The organism is Rhodopseudomonas sp. AAP120 (genome assembly GCF_001295845.1).
In the GTDB taxonomy this organism is placed as follows: domain Bacteria; phylum Pseudomonadota; class Alphaproteobacteria; order Rhizobiales; family Xanthobacteraceae; genus Rhodopseudomonas.
The window spans coordinates 1-17,058 of sequence record NZ_LJIC01000224.1 but is presented as its reverse complement, the minus strand read 5'-3'; the positions used below and the strand labels follow the sequence as shown (position 1 = coordinate 17,058).

General features: G+C 65.3%; 16 protein-coding genes and 1 pseudogene. 7 read left to right on the top strand and 10 right to left on the bottom strand.

All coding sequences use genetic code 11. The annotated features are described in order from the left end of the window. Positions 1-97: 97 nt before the first annotated feature. The 7 genes from IP86_RS27645 to IP86_RS27620 form a co-directional block, all read right to left on the bottom strand. The gene (locus tag IP86_RS27645; protein ID WP_054165661.1) at positions 98-1,528 is read right to left on the bottom strand and encodes a homospermidine synthase; all 1,431 of its coding nucleotides are present in this window, start codon (positions 1,526-1,528) and stop codon (positions 98-100) included. Between the two features lie 169 nt (positions 1,529-1,697). Further along, complete coding sequence (gene rnk / locus IP86_RS27640) at positions 1,698-2,102, bottom strand: nucleoside diphosphate kinase regulator (protein WP_054165660.1); 405 nt, start codon at positions 2,100-2,102, stop codon at positions 1,698-1,700. A 261-nt stretch (positions 2,103-2,363) separates the two neighbouring features. Further along, positions 2,364-2,750, bottom strand: a complete 387-nt coding sequence (locus IP86_RS27635; protein WP_054165659.1) for a RidA family protein — start codon at positions 2,748-2,750, stop codon at positions 2,364-2,366. Between the two features lie 173 nt (positions 2,751-2,923). Then, positions 2,924-3,091, bottom strand: a complete 168-nt coding sequence (locus IP86_RS28915) for a hypothetical protein (protein ID WP_156332644.1) — start codon at positions 3,089-3,091, stop codon at positions 2,924-2,926. Between the two features lie 10 nt (positions 3,092-3,101). After that, positions 3,102-3,689: a GNAT family N-acetyltransferase gene (locus IP86_RS27630; protein WP_054165658.1), complete on the bottom strand. Its 588-nt coding sequence runs from the start codon at positions 3,687-3,689 to the stop codon at positions 3,102-3,104. Positions 3,690-3,889: 200 nt separating this feature from the next. Next, complete coding sequence (locus IP86_RS27625) at positions 3,890-5,032, bottom strand: type III PLP-dependent enzyme (protein ID WP_054165657.1); 1,143 nt, start codon at positions 5,030-5,032, stop codon at positions 3,890-3,892. Between the two features lie 765 nt (positions 5,033-5,797). After that, positions 5,798-6,058, bottom strand: coding sequence for a hypothetical protein (locus tag IP86_RS27620; protein WP_054165656.1), 261 nt, complete (start codon positions 6,056-6,058; stop codon positions 5,798-5,800). A 204-nt stretch (positions 6,059-6,262) separates the two neighbouring features. Between IP86_RS27620 and IP86_RS27615 the strand changes: the two genes are divergently transcribed. The 4 genes from IP86_RS27615 to hemH all read left to right on the top strand — a co-directional run bounded on the left by IP86_RS27615 (position 6,263) and on the right by hemH (position 11,672). Further along, entirely contained in the window at positions 6,263-8,353 is a 2,091-nt protein-coding gene (locus IP86_RS27615) for a M3 family metallopeptidase (protein WP_054165655.1), read from the top strand. A gap of 108 nt (positions 8,354-8,461) precedes the next feature. Further along, positions 8,462-9,094 (top strand): DUF1007 family protein, encoded by a 633-nt coding sequence (locus IP86_RS27610; RefSeq protein WP_054165654.1) that lies wholly within the window; start codon positions 8,462-8,464, stop codon positions 9,092-9,094. A 173-nt stretch (positions 9,095-9,267) separates the two neighbouring features. Further along, positions 9,268-10,461 carry a nickel/cobalt transporter gene (locus tag IP86_RS27605; protein WP_245290756.1) on the top strand — a complete coding sequence of 398 codons (1,194 nt, stop codon included), beginning with the start codon at positions 9,268-9,270 and terminating at the stop codon, positions 10,459-10,461. A 173-nt stretch (positions 10,462-10,634) separates the two neighbouring features. Continuing rightward, positions 10,635-11,672 (top strand): ferrochelatase, encoded by a 1,038-nt coding sequence (gene hemH / locus IP86_RS27600; protein ID WP_054165653.1) that lies wholly within the window; start codon positions 10,635-10,637, stop codon positions 11,670-11,672. Between the two features lie 252 nt (positions 11,673-11,924). Here hemH and IP86_RS28910 read toward each other — a convergent pair whose 3' ends face one another. Both IP86_RS28910 and IP86_RS27595 read right to left on the bottom strand, forming a co-directional pair. After that, complete coding sequence (locus IP86_RS28910; protein WP_156332643.1) at positions 11,925-12,092, bottom strand: hypothetical protein; 168 nt, start codon at positions 12,090-12,092, stop codon at positions 11,925-11,927. Beyond that, on the bottom strand, positions 12,089-13,210 hold the full coding sequence (locus IP86_RS27595) for a hypothetical protein (RefSeq protein WP_156332642.1): 1,122 nt from the start codon (positions 13,208-13,210) through the stop codon (positions 12,089-12,091). Before IP86_RS27595 ends, IP86_RS28910 begins: the two co-directional genes overlap by 4 nt. 326 nt (positions 13,211-13,536) lie before the next feature. On the opposite strand from IP86_RS27595, the gene IP86_RS27590 reads away from it, so the two are divergent. Together IP86_RS27590 and IP86_RS27585 are read left to right on the top strand one after the other, a co-directional pair. Beyond that, the gene (locus IP86_RS27590) at positions 13,537-14,520 is read left to right on the top strand and encodes an SPFH domain-containing protein (RefSeq protein WP_054165662.1); all 984 of its coding nucleotides are present in this window, start codon (positions 13,537-13,539) and stop codon (positions 14,518-14,520) included. A 249-nt stretch (positions 14,521-14,769) separates the two neighbouring features. Continuing rightward, positions 14,770-15,231 (top strand): NfeD family protein, encoded by a 462-nt coding sequence (locus IP86_RS27585; RefSeq protein ID WP_054165651.1) that lies wholly within the window; start codon positions 14,770-14,772, stop codon positions 15,229-15,231. A gap of 144 nt (positions 15,232-15,375) precedes the next feature. Here the strand turns inward: IP86_RS27585 and IP86_RS27580 are convergent, their stop codons facing one another. Further along, on the bottom strand, positions 15,376-16,389 hold the full coding sequence (locus IP86_RS27580) for a KpsF/GutQ family sugar-phosphate isomerase (RefSeq protein WP_054165650.1): 1,014 nt from the start codon (positions 16,387-16,389) through the stop codon (positions 15,376-15,378). 292 nt (positions 16,390-16,681) lie between these two features. Here IP86_RS27580 and IP86_RS27575 point away from each other — a divergent pair. Beyond that, positions 16,682-17,058 (top strand): annotated as a pseudogene (locus tag IP86_RS27575) (outer membrane beta-barrel protein); the annotation flags it as partial.

Below are 17,058 nucleotides of genomic sequence, written 5' to 3'. Positions count from 1 at the left end.
CGCCCTCACCCCAGCCCTCTCCCGCAAGCGGGAGAGGGGGCGCGCTGCGGTCGGGGAGGTGCGCGTGTAGTTGTGGTGGGGCTGAGGCGGTCTTGCCTCAGCGCACCAGCACGTTGCGGAACTGCCACGGGTCGCTGGTGTCAATGTCCTCGGGGAACAGGCCGGGGCGGTCGGTCAGCGGGGTCCAGTCGGTGTAGTAGCCCTTGACCGGGCCGAGATACGGCATCTGCACTTCGAGGCAGCGCTTGTAGTCCATCTCGTCGGCTTCGACGATGCCGGCTTCCGGATTCTCCAGCGCCCACACCATGCCGGCCAGCACCGCCGACGACACCTGCATGCCGGTGGCGTTCTGATACGGGCAGATCTTGCGGGTTTCCTCGATCGACAGCTGCGAGCCGTACCAATAGGCGTTCTTGGCGTGGCCGTAGACCAGCACGCCGAGCTCGTCGATGCCGTCGACGATTTCGTTCTCGTCGAGGATGTGCCAGCTCGGCTGCATCTTGCCGGTGGCGCCGAACATTTCGTGCAGCGACAGCACCGCGTCGTTGGCCGGGTGATACGCGTAGTGGCAGGTCGGGCGGTACACCACGTTCTGGCCGTCGCGGACCGTGAAGTAATCGGCGATCGAGATCGACTCGTTGTGGGTGACCAGGAAGCCGTATTGCGCGCCCGGCGTCGGGCACCAGCTGCGGACGCGGGTGTTGGCGCCCGGCTGCAGCAGATAGATCGCGGCGCCGCAGCCCTCGGTGTGGGTGCGGCCGTTGTCCGGCATCCAGGTCTCGTGCGTGCCCCAGCCGAGCTCGGCCGGCTGCAGGCCTTCGGAGACGAAGCCTTCGACCGACCAGGTGTTGACGAACACGTTCATCGGCTTCGGCGTCTTGGCACGCTGGGTGTCGCGCTCGGCGATGTGGATGCCCTTCACGCCGAGTTTGTGAGCGAGCTGCGCCCAGCCTTCGCGGCTCTTCGGCTCGTTGAATTCGGTGCCGGTGTCGCGGGCGATGTCGACCAGCGCCTGCTTGACGAACCACGACACCATGCCGGGATTGGCGCCGCAGGTGGACACCGCGGTGGTGCCGCCCGGCTGCTTCGCCTTGGCGGCCAGCAGGGTCTCGCGCAGCGCGTAGTTGGTGCGCTTCTCCGGGCCGGCGTTCTTGTCGAAGTAGAAGCCGATCCACGGCTCGACCACGGTGTCGATGTAGAGCGCGCCGATCTCACGGCACATCGTCATGATGTCGACCGACGACGTGTCGACCGACAGGTTGACGCAGAAGCCCTGGCCGCCGCCCTCGGTGAGCAGCGGGATCAGCAGTTCGCGGTAGTTGTCCTTGGTGACGCCCTGCTTGATGAAACGGACGCCGTGCTGCTTGGCGAGTTCACCGTCCTCGTGCGGATCGATAATCACGAACCGCGACTTGTCGTACTCGAAGTGCCGCTCGATCAACGGCAGGGTGCCTTTGCCGATCGAGCCGAAGCCGATCATCACGATAGGGCCGGTGATCTTGGCGTGGATCTTCGAAGTGGACGACATCAGGGATGAACTCCGGGGTAAGGGGTGAGAAAAGCGTTGGCGAAGAGGTGGACGGGACGATCGACGGCAGAGCGCCGCGATCGGCGGTTAGCTCGGTATGGGAATACGACAGCGGGGTGAAATCCGGATGTCACCTCGCGCGGCAGATGATGTGGCAGTTATTCCGCAGTCAGTCCGGCTCGGACACGCTCAGCACCGTCAGCGAGCGGCGCTCGCCCGACGGGGTTTCGAACGAGATCGATTGTCCGACGGAGAGGCCGATAAGCGCGGCTCCGATCGGGGTCAATACCGAAATGCGGCCAGCCTCGACATCGGCTTCGGGCGGATACACTAGCGTGACGCGCTTCTCCTTGCCGGTGGTATCGTCCCGGAAGGTCAGCTCGGACTCCATGCAGACAACGCCGGGGAGCGGCGCCGCGTCCGGCGCAACCTTGGCGCGCGCGACCTCGCCGGCGAGAAACTCCGCGGTTGTCGGATGGCGCACGGCGGCGGCCTCGGCAAGGTGGCCGAGACGCTCGGCGTCGGTGTGGCGCAGCGTGATCGGGGGACGGCGAAGGGCAAGAGACTGGATCATGATTTTACGGCTCCTGTCATGCCGGACGCGCGAGCGCCGGCATCTCGGGATGGTGTCAGACAAAATGGATGGGATCGGAGAGGTCGACGAAATTGCAGTTGCCCGGATCGCGCACGCGCGCGTCCGGGTCACCTTCCTGCGTGAAGGCGACCAGCGCGCAGCGTCAAACGGTTGCGGGGCAAGTTCGTCATGGTGACTGAAACCTGGGGGCTCCCCGCCGCAAAGTCAACGGGGAGCCGATTATCTGGCGATTAGAACAGCTTAGCTACGGCGCTTGGCGGTGACTTCGATCTCGATCTTCATTTCGGGCTTGTACAGCCCGGCCACCGCCACGATCGTCGCGGCCGGGCGGATCTCGGCGAGGTTCTCGCCGCACACCGCGAACACCGCATCGGCATCCTTCGGATCGGTGATGTAGTAGGTGGCGCGCACGATGTCTTCCATCGCGAAGCCGGCTTCCTTCAGCGCCGCGCCGATCGTCTTGAAGCAGTTGCGGGTCTGCGACGTGACGTCCTCGGGCAGCGTCATGGTGGTGTAGTCGTAGCCGGTGGTGCCGGAGACGAAGACGAAATCGCCGTCGACCACGGCGCGGCTGTAGCCCGCGGTCTTCTCGAACGGCGATCCGGTGGAAATCAGGCGACGCGACATCAAGACAATCCTGGAACTGAGGGAGATCGGCAGGCAATTGCCGCGTCCCGGCGTGCAAATCAAGTCCGAGTAGCTCGGGGCCGGGCAGACCGAAGCCGGGCCAATCGAGGCCGAGAAAATTCGCAGCGGGCATAGCCAGGGCCAAACCGTCGCAGCCCTGACATATGATTAGGCTAGGCTGCGCTTGTCTCGGCCCCACGGGTCCGTCGCCGGCGCAGGGCGTCGACGGCGATCTTGAGCACGAACAAGGTGAGCACCAGCGCCGTGACACGCGGACGCTTGGCCGGATCGCGCTGCGCGAACACGCGATGAGTCGGGCGCGGCAACTTCAGAAAACGCATCAATCTCTCCTCAGGCGGCGCGACGAAGACGCGCCCGTTCGGCGCGCGCCGGCTTGGCGGCGGCACCGGTGGCAATGATCAGGCCGGCCGCGCCGTCGAGCGCGCCGTCACGCAATTCCAGGCCGAGCAGGCGGTCACGTTCGAACGGACCGGGCAGCGCCAGCGCCGCCATCTTATCAGAAGTGAACCCGAACCGCGCATAATATGGCGCGTCGCCGAGCAGGATCACCGCGCCATGTCCGCGCATCGCGGCTTCCGCCAGCGCTGCGCGCATCAGCGCGCCGCCGACCCCGAATGCGCGGCACGACGGATCGACGGCGAGGGGGCCGAGCACGAGTGCGGCCCGGCCCCCTGCGTCGACATGCCAGAGCCGAACGGTGCCGACCAGGCGGCCTTGACGGACCGCGGACAAGGCGAGGCCTTCCGCGGGCGCGCGTCCATCACGCAAACGCTGGCAGGTGCGCGCATGTCGGCCTTCGCCGAAGCACGCATCCAGCAGGCGCTCACGCGCGGCAATGTCGGAGCTCTTTTCCGCACGGATCGCGAACGGAACGGCTGCGACGTTCAAGGCAGTCAAGGTGGCGAGTGTGTTCGTCATGGCACGTCGATCCCCACGCTGTCCGGCGAACCGCGCCGGCAGCGTGTTGTCAGCAGATAGCGATGTGACAGGGAGAGGCCGGCAAGCCGGCCTCAATTCTTCTGCTCCCTCTCCCGCCTGCGGGAGAGGGCCGGGGGTGAAGGCGACGCGAGTCGCTGATCACCCTGCTATCCGACCTCCGCAGCGCGGAGGAGCGGACGTCAGATGTGGTAGGTCCGCAGCGGCGGGAAGCCGTTGAAGGCCACCGACGAGTAGGTCGACGTATACGCTCCGGTGCCTTCGATCAGCAGCTTGTCGCCGATCTCGAGCGTCACCGGCAGCGGGTACGGCATCTTCTCGTACAGCACGTCGGCCGAATCGCAGGTCGGGCCGGCGAGCACGCAGGGCGTCATCTCGGCGCCGTCGTGGCGCGACTTGATGGCGTAGCGGATCGACTCGTCCATCGTCTCGGCGAGACCGCCGAACTTGCCGATGTCGAGATAGACCCAGCGCACGTCGTCCTCGTCGCTCTTCTTCGAGATCAGCACGACTTCGGTCTCGATCACGCCGGCGTTGCCGACCATGCCGCGGCCCGGCTCGATGATGGTCTCCGGGATCTGGTTGCCGAAGTGCTTGCGCAGCGCCCGGAAGATCGAGCGGCCGTACTGCACCACCGGCGGGACTTCCTTCAGATACTTGGTCGGGAAGCCGCCACCCATGTTGACCATCGACAGCGTGATGCCGCGCTCGGCGCAGTCGCGGAACACCTGCGCGGCCATCGCCAGCGCACGGTCCCACGCCTTCACCTTGCGCTGCTGCGAGCCGACATGGAACGAGATGCCATAGGCTTCCAGGCCGAGACGCTTGGCGTTGTCGAGCACGTCCACCGCCATCTCCGGATCGCAGCCGAACTTGCGCGACAGCGGCCACTCGGCGCCGGCGCAATCGTACAGGATACGGCAGAACACCTTCGAGCCGGGCGCCGAGCGCGCGATCTTCTCCACCTCGGGGGTGCAGTCGACCGAGAACAGGCGAATGCCGAGCTCGTAGGCGCGCGCGATGTCGCGCTCCTTCTTGATGGTGTTGCCGAACGAGATGCGGTCCGCCGTCGCGCCCGCGGCCAGCGCCATCTGGATCTCCTGCACCGAGGCGCAGTCGAAGCACGAGCCGAGCGAGGCCAGCAGCGACAGCACTTCCGGCGCCGGGTTCGCCTTGATGGCGTAGAACACGCGGCTGTCCGGCAGCGCCTTGGCGAAGCTGGTGAAGTTGTCGCGCACGACGTCGAGGTCGACGACCAGGCACGGCTCGACATCGAGACCCTGGGTGCGGCGGTCGCGCAGAAATTCCCGAATACGTTCGGTCATGGCACTCTCCCAAACGCCCAGCGACGGACGCGTTCAACAGTGACGTCGGCCCGACGACTGCGGCGCCGTCACGCGATGGAGGCGCGACGAGCGATCAGCTCGGGAAGACAGTGCTGCCGTCGATTGGTTGGGAGTGCTCCCGCCCGCTCGCCTGGCAATGAAGGACAAGCCTCTTCGGTATTCGCGCTGGCTGATGGAAAGCCAGCAGAGACCAAAAAAGCCCGCTCCGTCGTTGCTTTAAGTCGCGTCCCCCGTTGAGAGCGGGGTGCGCCGGTTCGCCTCCGGCTGCCGATCACGGTTGCAAGAGAAGAAGTCACCTTCAACGGCATCTCTTGAGAGAGATGCTGGCCGCTTTGATCTGACGATCGAACGACCCTCGGCTTCTTCATCCCTTGGCGGCTGTCCGGCCTCTTGTCCGGATACCTACCGACCGACACACGACCACAGGCACGTGCGAAATTGGGCAAGACCGGAGATAGGTGTTTCAGTCCGGGTCCGCAAGAATTTTTTTGGTCGCAGCCGCGTTTTTTCCGACGTCGTCGCGCAGCGTTGCTAATGAGCCACGAACAAGACGCGTCAACATGAACGCCTGTTCAAGTATGACTAACAGGTGTCGTTGTCGGTGGAGCCGGCCGGCGCTGCGCGGTGAGCGAGGAAATCGCTGTGCGACAGGCATAACTCGCGCGTAGCGCGGAGTGTCGCGAGCCCGGACATGAAGATGGAGTTAACAGCGGCGGCCGCGCGGCGCGGCTGCGGCGGGCGTGCTCAGGAGCGCTTGAAGAACGGCTCGATGCGCTGCGCGTTGCGGATGAAGCCGGCCATCACCACGACACCGAGGATGAACAGCACCGCCTGCAGGATGTGAGTCGAAATCTCGTCGAGCCCGAACAGGATCGAGAGCGCCCAGCCGCCGGCGAAGGCGGCGCCGAACACCTCGGCGCCGATCAGGATCGCGGCGCTGATGACGGTGACGACGCTCGGCCAGGCGATCTGGCGGGAGGCGGTCGGGGCTGAAGTCTTGCTCATCGGTCTCAAATCCTCTCGGGCGGCGCGCAATCTCTCCGAAAATGGCCGCCGCGGCAAGCGCAAGGCGATGATCCTCCAAAGTGTCAGCACTGGGGCACAAGAGGCCCAAGTGAATAATCGCGCGCCAGTCGGGCCCGATGGCGCAAAAAAGCCCCACCGGGTGCTATATGTTCGCAAGTCGCGACGCCAACGCAGGATTTCTTGATGTCTGATCGCTCCGGACCGATTGCCGCAGCCCCGCGCGCGGACAATCCGCTGCTCGATGCCTGGACCACGCCGTTCGAAACCCCGCCGTTCACCGCCATCGCGCCGGAGCATTTCATGCCGGCGTTCGAGCAGGCCTTCGCGGATCATGCGGCCGAGATCGCCGCCATCACCCACGATCCGTCCGAGCCGGACTTCGACAATACCATCACGGCGCTGGAGCGCTCCGGCAAGCTGCTGAGCAAGGTCGCGGCGGTGTTCTACGACCTGGTCTCGGCGCACTCCAATCCGGCGCTGCTGGAGATCGACAAGGATGTGTCGCTGCGGATGGCGCGGCACTGGAATCCGATCATGATGAACGCCGTGCTGTTCGGCCGCATCGCGGCGCTGCACGACAAGCGCAATGAGCTGGACCTGACGCCCGAGCAGCTGCGGCTGCTGGAGCGCACCTACACGCGCTTCCACCGTTCCGGTGCCGGTCTCGACGACGCCGCCAAGGCGCGCATGGCCGAGATCAACGAGCAGCTGGCGCAGCTCGGCACCAGCTTCAGCCATCATCTGCTCGGCGACGAGCAGGAATGGATGATGGAGCTCGGCGAGGGCGACACCGAAGGCCTGCCGGCCAGCTTCGTCACCGCCGCCAAGGCCGCGGCGGAAGAGCGCGGGCTGCCCGGCAAGGCGGTGATCACACTGTCGCGCTCCTCGGTCGAGCCGTTCCTGAAGATGTCGAGCCGCCGCGATTTGCGCGAGAAAGTGTACCGCGCCTTCATCGCCCGCGGCGATAACGGCAATGCCAACGACAACAACGCGCTGATCGGCGACATCCTCAAGCTGCGCGAAGAGAGCGCCAAGCTGCTCGGCTATCCGACCTTCGCGGCCTACCGGCTGGCCGATTCGATGGCCAAGACGCCCGAGGCGGTGCGCGGCTTGCTCGAGCGCGTCTGGAAGCCGGCGCGCGCCCGCGCGCTCGCCGATCGCGACGCGCTGCAGGAACTCGTCGCGGAGGAAGGCGGCAACTTCAAGCTGGCGCCGTGGGACTGGCGCTATTACGCCGAGAAGCTGCGGCAGCGGCGCGCCAATTTCGACGACGCCGCGATCAAGCCGTATCTGTCGCTCGACAACATGATCGCCGCGTCGTTCGACACCGCGACCCGGCTGTTCGGCGTCACCTTCGAAGAGCGCAAGGACGTTCCGGTGTGGCACCCGGACGTGCGCGTCTGGGAGGTGAAGGACGCCGATGGCGGCCATCGCGGCCTGTTCTACGGTGATTATTACGCCCGGCCGTCGAAGCGCTCCGGCGCCTGGATGACCTCGCTACGCGATCAGCAGAAGCTCGACGGCAATGTCTCGCCGCTGATCATCAACGTCTGCAACTTCGCCAAGGGCGCGGACGGCGAGCCGTCGCTGCTGTCGCCCGACGATGCCCGGACGCTGTTTCATGAATTCGGCCACGGCCTGCACGGCATGCTGAGCGACGTGACCTATCCGTCGCTGTCGGGCACCAGCGTGTTCACCGACTTCGTCGAGCTGCCGTCGCAGCTCTACGAGCACTGGCAGGAACAGCCGCAGGTGCTGCAGCGCTTCGCCCGGCACTATCAGACCGGCGAGCCGCTGCCCGACGATCTCTTGAAGCGCTTCATCGCCGCGCGAAAATTCAACCAGGGCTTCGCCACGGTGGAGTTCGTGTCGTCGGCGCTGCTCGACCTCGAGTTCCACACCCAGCCGGCCGCGAGCGTCGGCAACATTCGCGATTTCGAACAGCGCGAGCTCGCCAAGATCGGCATGCCCGAAGAGATCGCACTGCGGCACCGGCCGACCCAGTTCGGCCACATCTTCTCCGGCGATCACTATGCCTCGGGCTATTACAGCTACATGTGGAGCGAAGTGATGGACGCCGACGCGTTCGGCGCGTTCGAGGAAGCCGGCAACATCTTCGATCCCGCTGTCGCCAAGCGGCTGCGCGACGACATCTATTCGTCCGGCGGCTCGCGCGATCCCGAGGAAGCCTACATCGCCTTCCGCGGCCGCGCCCCCGAACCCGACGCCCTGCTGCGGCGGCGCGGCCTGCTCGATACGCCGGAGGCCGCGTAGGCGATGTTGGCCATACTGCGTCGACGCACCCCTCCGTCATTGCGAGCGAAGCGAAGCAATCCAGCTCCGTGCACGGCGCTGGATTGCTTCGTCGCTTCGCTCCTCGCAATGACGAGACGCTTCATGACGGGGCTTGTCCTCATCCTGGGTCTCGGCCTCACCGCTGCCCACGCCCACCCCCACGTCTGGATCACCGCGACGAGCGAGCTGGTGTACGGGCCGGACGGCGCGTTCACCGGCGTGCGGCATGCCTGGGCGTTCGACGACATGTTCTCGACCTATGCGCTGCAGGGCATCGAGACCAAGCAGAAGGGCGTCTACACCCGCGAGGATCTGGCGCCGCTGGCGCAGACCAATGTCGAGTCGCTGAAGGAGTTCGCCTACTTCACCTTCGCCAAGGTGGCGGGCAAGAAGCAGAAATTCGGCGAGCCGGTCGATTATTATCTGACCCACAAGGACGGCGTGCTGATGCTGCACTTCTATCTGCCGCTGAAGACGCCGGTGAAGAGCCCCGAGCTCGCGGTCGAAGTGTTCGACCCGACCTACTTCATCGACTTCACCTTCGCCGACAAGGACCCGGTCAAGCTCATCGGCGCACCGGCGGGCTGCGCGCTGCAGTTCCAGCGCCCGTCGGACGGCAGCGCGACGGCGCAGCGCATGTCCGAGGACAATTTCCTCAGCGGCGACAATTCCAACTACGGCGCGATGTTCGCCAACAAGATCGAGGTCAAGTGCCCGTGATGGAGCCGCGACGAGACGTGATGTCGAATCATCAGCGCGGAGACAGCTCCGTCATTGCGAGGAGCGAAGCGACGAAGCAATCCAGCGCTGTGCACCGCGCTGGATTGCTTCGCTTCGCTCGCAATGACGGGGAGAGGTGGTCGCCTGGAACACTGCCCCTCGTTTGTCTCGCGTTGCTCGCCGCTGGCCTCCTCGCCGACGCCTCCCTGCACGCTGCCTTCGCGCAAAACCCGTTCGGCGCGCCCAAGTCCGCGCCTGAGCCTCAGGCGAGCGGCGTCATCGGCTGGCTGCTGGCGCAGCAGTCGGCGTTCTACAAGCAGATGTCGGCGACGATCCGGGCCGCCAAGGCCGACGGCACCGCGGTCTGGACGCTGCTCGGCATCTCGTTCGCCTATGGCATTTTCCACGCCGCCGGGCCCGGCCACGGCAAGGCGGTGATCTCGTCCTACATGATCGCCAACGAGGAAACCGCGCGGCGCGGCATCGTGCTGTCGTTCGTCTCGGCGATGCTGCAGGCGCTGGTCGCGGTGCTGATCGTCGGCGTCTGCGCCTGGCTGCTCAACGCCACCGCCAAGACGATGTGCAGCGCCGAGCGGGTCATCGAGATCGCCAGCTACGGCCTGATCGCCGCATTCGGCGCGCGGCTGGTGTGGAGCAAGGGCGGCGGCTTCTTCCGCGCGCTGAGCGCGACGCGCCGCCCCGGCCTCTCGCTCACCCCGGCGCCGGCGCTGGCGCACGCCGGCCACACGCATCACGACCATGTGCATCACCACCATGATCACCACCACCATGATCATCACCACGATCACGGCCACAGCCACGCGTTGCAGGCCCACACCGGGCATGCCCATCATCACGATCATGGCCATGCGCACGGTTCCGACCATCATCATGGTCACGACCACGGCCATTCCCACGATCACCATTCCCACGATCATCCCGCCCACGATCATCACCACGCGCCCGGCGAAGCCTGCGATCATTGCGGCCATTCGCACGGGCCGGAGCCGGCGGAACTCGCCGGCCCGGGCGGCTGGCGGCGCGGGCTCGGCGCGGTGCTGACGGTCGGAATCCGGCCCTGTTCCGGCGCGATCCTGGTGCTGGTGTTCGCGTTGGCTCAGGGCTTGTTCTGGGCCGGCGTCGCCGCCACCTTCATGATGGGGCTCGGCACCGCCATCACGGTGGCGACCATCGCCACCATTGCGGTGTCGGCCAAGGGCCTGGCCAAGCGGCTGTCGTCCGGTCAGGCCGGCAGCGGCGCGCTGGTGATGCGCGGCATCGAATTCGGCGCCGCCGGGCTGGTGCTGCTGTTCGGCATCGGACTTCTACTGGGTTATGTGGCGGCCGAGCGCGTGACCTGTCTTTAACCAGCAGGCCCTAAATTCGAGGAATTGAGCGACTGCAGCAAAACCGGATCGATTGTCGTTCGTAGGACTTCTCGTAACTACGGAGCGGCGCGATCGGCGCAGTGGTCAGGTCACTGCGAAGTCACTGCGTCGTCTTGACAACGATAGGCCAAAGCGCGAAGCCAACCAGCATCATGACGGTGATTGTCCCCCTCCACGGCCCCGCGCCCGTTCCGGCTCCCGAGCCCGAACGCGTCGGTGTGTTGCTGGTCAATCTCGGCACGCCCGACACCTGCGACACCAAGGGCGTGCGGATCTATCTGCGCGAGTTCCTGTCGGATCCGCGGGTGATCGAGAACCAGGGCATCTTCTGGAAGCTGGCGCTCAACGGCATCATTCTGAACACCCGTCCGGCCCGCAAGGCCAAGGACTATCAGAAGATCTGGAACACCGAAAAAAACGAATCGCCGCTCAAGACCATCACCCGCGCGCAGGCCGACAAGCTGGCGGCGGCGCTCACCGGGCGTGGTCATCTGGTGGTCGATTGGGCGATGCGCTACGGCAATCCGTCGATGCGCGACCGCATCGAGGCGCTGGTGCGCCAGGGTTGCACGCGCCTGTTGGTGGTGCCGCTGTATCCGCAATACTCCGCCGCGACCTCGGCGACGGTGTGCGACCAGGCGTTCCGCGTGCTGCGCGAGCTGCGCGCGCAGCCGACGCTGCGGGTGACGCCGCCGTATTTCCGCGACGTCGCCTATATCGACGCGCTGGCGAACTCGATCAACAAGCACCTGGCGACGCTGCCGTTCGAGCCCGAGATGATCGTGGCCTCGTTCCACGGCATGCCGCAGGCCTATATCGAGAAGGGCGATCCGTATCAGTCGCAATGCGTCGCCACCGTCGAGGCGCTGCGCGAGCGGATGGGGCTCGACGACAAGAAACTGCTGCTGACCTTCCAGTCGCGCTTCGGCTTCGACCAGTGGTTGCAGCCCTACACCGACAAGACCATCGAGAAGCTCGCCAAGGACGGCGTCCGCAAGCTCGCGGTGGTGATGCCGGGCTTCGCGGCCGACTGCCTCGAGACGCTGGAAGAGATCGCGCAGGAGAACGCCGAGATCTTCATGCATAATGGCGGCGAGGAATTCTCCGCCATCCCCTGCCTCAACGACAGCGATGACGGCATCGACGTCATCCATCAGCTGGTGATGCGCGAGCTGCAGGGCTGGCTGTAACCCATCCTCCTGCGACGTCGAGAGCAGCTCTGCTTCTCTTGGAATCAGAGCGGAAGATCAGGAACTCCCGACACTCGCACAGCCTCATGGTGATGAGGCGCGCAGCGCCGTCTCGAACCATGGGCCAACGAGAATGCGTTGCGCCATCGTTCGAGACGCCCGGCTTCGCCGGGCTCATGAGGATGCGGACTCAGCACCAGCGGAAAGGTCGGATCGCTTCAATCAAGCGATGAAGCGCTCAGTGCTTTCGTGTCAGCGATCCGTTGCTTCGCGCAGTCGCTTCGCTTGTTGAGGGCTGACGTTCGAGGTCTTGCCGATGTAGTACGCCGCATAGTCGTCGGAGACCCGCGGATGCAACGCAATCATCGCAACATAGGCATAAAAGATAAGCAGCGCCATGCAGCCTAAAATATAGCTCATATCATTTCGTCCCACGGCAGCAGCCATGCGTAATAATAGAATATCAGGCCAGCCAGCATCAGCGGGTAGAGGACGTGCCGCACCAGCCGAATGTTCGCTAATTCGACGAGAACGAGCAGGATCGGGGCCTGCCACATGATGAATCGCGGCATTGACCAGATTCCCGCCGAGAGCGGAACGACCGTCGATAATAATGAAAACAGCGCAAGCTCGATCCGTCCGCGGACGACCAGATAGCCGATCGCGCAGAACGCGCAAACAGTCAGAACCGCCGCAGCGCGATCCCTTGCCGATCCGTAATACGCCTGTTGCAGGTGGTCGAACGGGCTTGCGATCGATCTATTCCAAGCGCGCTGAACGTGAACGAAAGCCAGCGCGTCGCCATTGACGAAGTAGAGGGCGACCATGAAGCAGGCCAATCCCAGGGGGATCAGCATCAAGCCCAGGAGAATTGGCGGCACACGACTCCATTGGTTCAATGAAGATAATGACCGCCAGAGATAAGAAGCCGCAAAAAACAGCCCCTGCAGCCGAGAGGCGGTGAGGAACGCGCCCACAAAGCCTGCTGCGACGAAGCTTCGCTGCTGGAGCAATATGAAGCCGACGCAGCTCAGAAAGAAGAACGACGACTCCGAATATCCGACGTTGCCGTAGATCGACAGCGGATTCAGAGCGAGGACAAGAGCCGATCTGTGTTCAGGAATATCCGGACGGAAAGCCTTCACGAAGAGAACAAAGGTGAAGATGGACAGAAGAAGGAAAAGCCTCGAGGTGCCGATGAGGGCGAGCGGTGTGGGTAGCCGTCCGACGAATTTGACGATGGCGCTGGACAGCGGGAAGAAAGGAAAGAACGCCCAGTTGGCCGCATCCATCTTCTCGTGGGCGACACCTTCAAGTTGATACCATTCGTCCACGATGCTTGCATACCAGCCGCAATCGTAGACGCATAGTTGCCAGTATCTTTTGTCGAGATATGTCAGCGCGCCGAAGTCGACGGTCTGATTGACCGCGAATCCGATCGCGGTGGCGATCAATGCCTTTCGAAAAGCGAGGCCCCCAACCATCGACCGTAATGCAGCGCCAGAACGGACGTTCGCGAGAGTGGCGATGCTGCGCATATGTGGCTGCTGAGGTCGCGAGAGAAACGTACAGGCGCTGTTCCGAGAGAATTGATTGGTTATCGCGCGTGAGTGGCAACGATGCAATCGGGTTGAGGTTAAGCCCTCGATCGCTGCGATCCGAAGTGGTTGCGCTCTTGTGACGCATCCTGGCTCGGAACGGCCATGTGGAGCCGCACGCGCGAATCTTCGGTCGCAGAGCGGTGGCATATTCAGTCGAACCGCGGCTCAATTCGTGCGACCAATGTCGGCGTCGGTTCAGTGTATGGATTGGCCACGATCCACGATCCCAGTCGTCCAGGAGACGTTAGATGTTCAACTCAGGCCTGTCCGGCTTCGATATTTTCTCCATCCTGATCGTGCTGCTGGTGATCCTGACGCTGTTCGCCGGCGTCAAGACCGTGCCGCAGGGCTATAACTGGACCATCGAGCGGTTCGGCAAATTCACCCGCACGCTGTCGCCGGGCCTCAATCTGATCATCCCGTATTTCGACCGCGTCGGTCGCAAGATGAACGTGATGGAGCAGGTGCTCGAGATTCCGCAGCAGGAAGTCATCACCAAGGACAATGCCAGCGTCACGGCCGACGGCGTCGCGTTCTTCCAGGTGTTCGACGCCGCCAAGGCGAGCTACGAGGTCGCCAATCTCGAGCAGGGCATCATCGTGCTGACGATGACCAACATCCGCTCGGTGATGGGCTCGATGGATCTCGACCAGGTGCTGTCGCATCGCGACGAGATCAACGAGCGGCTGCTGCGCGTGGTCGATGCCGCGGTGTCGCCGTGGGGCGTCAAGGTCAACCGCATCGAGATCAAGGACATCGTGCCGCCGGCCGATCTGGTCGAGGCGATGGGCCGGCAGATGAAGGCCGAGCGCGTCAAGCGCGCCGACATTCTGCAGGCCGAAGGCGCGCGGCAGTCCGAGATCCTGCGGGCCGAAGGCGCCAAGCAGGGCCAGATCCTGCAGGCCGAAGGCCGCCGCGAGGCGGCGTTCCGCGACGCCGAGGCGCGCGAGCGCAGCGCCGAAGCCGAAGCCCGCGCCACCCAGATGGTCAGCGAGGCGATCTCCAAGGGCGACGTCGCGGCGCTGAACTACTTCATCGCCGACAAATACATCAAGGCATTCGGCCAGCTCGCCGAGGCGCCGAACCAGAAGGTGATCATGCTGCCGGTCGAAGCGATGAGCATGCTCGGCTCGCTCGCCGGCATCGGCGAAATCGCCAAGGCCACCTTCGGCGAAAGCGCCGCCTCGGCGCAAGCAGCGGCGCGCCGTGGCTCCGTGCCGCCGGCGGGGCCGACGAAGACATCGTAATCGGCAGCTGGAAAGCAACGACCCCTGAGTGAGGCACGGCTTTTCCACTCGTCATGCCCGGGACAAGTCCGGCCATGACGGGGATGGGCAAGCGTAACACGCTGCGTCCGAGCAAGACGGACCACCTCACCGCGTCATTGCGAGGAGGCGAAGCCGACGAAGCAATCCAGAAGCCCCGTGCACGTCGCTGGATTGCTTCGCTTCGCTCGCAATGACGGGCTACACTGAGCGCGTCTGCAAGGTGCGACCATGACTGACCTCTTCATCTCGCTCGGCGCCTGGAACTGGCTGATCGTCGGGTTCATCCTGATGGCGCTGGAGCTGCTCGCGCCGGGGATCTTCCTGTTCTGGCTCGGCCTCGCGGCGCTGCTGACCGGGCTGGCGACCTTCGCGTTCGCATCGGTGGCCGCGCTGTCGTGGCAGGCGCAATTCCTGCTGTTCGCCGTGCTGGCGGTCGCCGCCGTGCCGCTGTGGCGGCGGATGGCGCATGGCGGCGAGGCCGAGTCGCGCGCCACCAACCCGTTCCTCAACCGCCGCACCGACGCGCTGGTCGGCCGCGAATTCACGCTGGAAAAGCCGATCGTCGGCGGCGTCGGCACGGTGCGGATCGACGACACCTTCTGGCGCGTCACCGGCCCGGACGTCCCGGCCGGCAGCCGCGTGAAGATCGTGCAGGCGGACGGCGTGAATCTGATCGTGGCCGCGGTGTAGCTTCGACTGCCTCAGTCCTCATGGTGAGGAGGCGCGGAGCGCCGTCTCGAACCATGAGCGGCACCGACTCGCGGCCATCCTTCGAGACGCCCGGCTGCGCCGGGCTCCTCAGGATGAGGGCCGTGTGAGTCGCTGCGCCGGCGCTTACGCCACGCCGGCGCGCAGCAGATCGTGTAAATGAACGATGCCGACCGGCTTCTTGCCTTCGGTCACCAGCAGCGCGGTGATCTTCGAGGAGTTCAGCAGTTCCAGCGCTTCGCCGGCCAGCAGATTGGGGCTGATCGTCTTCGGCCGCTTGGTCATCACCTCGTCGACCGTGGCGGTCATCAAATCGGGGCGCATGTGGCGGCGGAGGTCGCCGTCGGTGACGATGCCGGCGATCGCGCCGGTGCCGTCGACGATGCCGACGCAGCCGAACCCCTTGGTGGACATCTCGACCAGCGCGTCCGACATCTTGGTGCCGAGCGGCTTGAGCGGGATCGCGTCGCCGGTGTGCATCAGGTCGCGGGCGTATTTCAGCATGGCGCCGAGCTTGCCGCCCGGATGCAGCACGCTGAAATCGGTCGAGGTGAAGCCGCGGCTCTCGAGCAGCGCGATGGCGATCGCGTCGCCGAGCGCCAGCATCATCAGCGACGAGGTGGTCGGCGCCAGATTGTGCGGGCAGGCCTCGCGCGCCTTCGGCAGCGTCAGCGCGATCTCGGCCGCCTGCGCCAGTGTCGAGTTGCCGTCCGACGTCATGGCGATCAGCGCGATCTTGAAGCGCTTGGCGTAGTTGATCAGGTTCTTCATTTCCGGCTGCTCGCCGGACCACGACATCGCCAGGATGACGTCGTCGGCGGTAATCATGCCGAGATCGCCATGGCTGGCTTCGGAGGCGTGGACGAAGAACGCCGGCGTGCCAGTCGACGCGAAGGTGGCGGCGATCTTGCGGCCGATATGGCCGGACTTGCCGAGGCCGGTGATGATCAGGCGGCCCTTGCCGGTCCGGATCATCTCGACGGCCGCCACGAAGGCGCCGCCGAGGTCGCCGCGCAGCGCCGCGGCCAGCGCCGTGACGCCCTCGGCTTCGGACTCCAGCGTGCGCAGGGCCGAGGGGATTGCGGCGGCGGCGGACTCGGTCATCGCGGTTTTCGTGGTGCGGGGTTTGGAAAGAGCCATCGGGTCCCGAATCCTCAGCAATTGAGCGACCGGCGCCTTCCTAGCATGCCACGGTACGGGAAGCGACGCGCCCCGATACCGTCCGGAAAGGTTCTCAACCAATCGTTGGGGCCGTTTCTCAACCCCTCCTTAACCATAAACGTTTTTACTCCATTAACGATGATCGGTCCCGAGGGCACCTCCCGAGGCCCGGTCCCTTGCCGCAAGGTATTGTTTCCGCAGAGGTTTTGTGACCGTGACGGCGTCGTCAGCACCGGGCCCCTTCCGCCGCGCGGCCTGGCTGCGGGCGGCGATGGCGTGCCTGTTGGCCGGCACCGCCGGCCATGCGCATGCGCAGAGCCTGACCCGCGACCTGTTCACGCCGCAGCGCGGCGCCTTCGTCGCGCCCCAGGACCTGCCGCTGCAGCGGACCGCGACCACGTCGCCGGCCGCGGTGCCGCCCGGCCGCGCCGATCCCTATGATACCGACGACATGCGCGGCACCCGGGCCGCGCCGTCCCGGCTCGGCGCCGCGCCGGAATTCGGCCTGCAACGGCCGAGCCTCGGCCCGTCCGGCACCGGCTATGACGCCCAGGGCCGCAAGCGGCAGCAGCCCCCGCTGCGGCCCGGCGCGCCGCGCCCGAAATCGATCGGCCCCGGCTCGCCGGTGGTGACGCCGGCGCCGCCGCC